This is a genomic window from Bacillus sp. FG16 (genome assembly GCF_057809515.1).
In genome coordinates this window covers 1-382 of record NZ_JBMDKC010000367.1, presented here as the reverse complement: position 1 = coordinate 382, position 382 = coordinate 1, and the positions used below count along the sequence as shown (strand labels likewise).

Genomic DNA, 382 nt, shown 5'->3' with positions numbered 1-382 from the left:
CCAACTTAAAAAGGTACCCGATTTAGTGCCCCAAACAGTACCCCAAAAGTTCCATTATTTTTTATATCATCTCTAATGCCGTTGCGAAATTCAAAATTCCTGACTTTCGTTTCCGATAAAACTTTCCGCGCTTCATCCCTAATACCGTATAAATATAATCATCGTTTAATTCTGTTGCACTCATATACTTCATTTCTAGTATACGTTGCTCATCTTGATCTAAGGCATGTTCGAATGCACGATGTAATTGCCTATACTTCAGTTCATGGACATCAATCTTTCGTAATTCCGGAAATAAGATGTCTGCACCTACCTCCATTCGTTCTCGCTGATTCTGGAAACGAACGCGTAACACCTTATACTTCTTCAATTCTTCTATCAC

The 382-nt window shown here is 38.0% G+C and carries 1 protein-coding gene; it reads right to left on the bottom strand.

All coding sequences use genetic code 11. The annotated features are described in order from the left end of the window. Nucleotides 1-61 precede the first annotated feature (61 nt). The coding region (locus ACODS7_RS32775; RefSeq protein WP_488828739.1) for an ArpU family phage packaging/lysis transcriptional regulator at nt 62-382 on the bottom strand (321 nt) is incomplete at its 5' end.